Annotated in this window: 1 protein-coding gene; it reads left to right on the plus strand. The window is 51.0% G+C overall.

All coding sequences use genetic code 11. The features are described from left to right. Window positions 1-674, plus strand: a 674-nt coding sequence (istA, locus tag JSN25_RS05430) for an IS21 family transposase (RefSeq protein WP_204525508.1), incomplete at both ends; no start/stop codon positions are given.

Genomic DNA, 674 nt, shown 5'->3' on the forward strand with positions numbered 1-674 from the left:
TGCGTAATAAATGCGTGACGCTGCAACTGCTCTGGGAAGAGTATAGTGAGCGCAATCCTGGCGGATTTTACAGTTATAACCATTACTGCCGGATGTACTGCGAATGGCTGAAAACTACCTCACCATCGATGCGCCAGGTCCATAAAGCTGGCGAAAGGCTCTTCGTTGACTACTGTGGGCCAACCGTTGACATTACCAGCCCTGATACCGGGGAAATAAGAACCGCGCAGATCATCGTGGCCGTTCTCGGGGCGTCAAGTTACACATGGGAAGAGTCTACCTGGTCCCAGCAGCTTGAGGACTGGGTTATGAGCCATGTTCACTGCTTCCAGTGGCTTGACGGTGTTCCTGAGCTTGTTGTTCCGGACAATCTGAAGAGCGCGACGTCACGGGCATGTAAGTATGATCCTGACGTTAATCCTACCTACCAGCAGATGCTTGAACACTACAATGTTGCTGTCATACCAGCGCGACCGCGAAAACCGAAAGATAAAGCCAAAGCTGAAGTAGGTGTCAAGGTTGTTGAACGCTGGATCATGGCCCGTATCAGGCATGAGACCTTCTACAGTCTGGCAACACTGAATCAGCGGATCCAGGAGCAGCTGGAAAGGCTGAATAACAAGGTCATGCAGAAACTGGGATGTTCACGAGCCGATCTCTTCTTCCAGCTTGAT

Origin of the sequence: Citrobacter cronae, from assembly GCF_016893685.1 — a bacterium.
Taxonomy (GTDB): Bacteria; Pseudomonadota; Gammaproteobacteria; order Enterobacterales; family Enterobacteriaceae; genus Citrobacter; species Citrobacter werkmanii.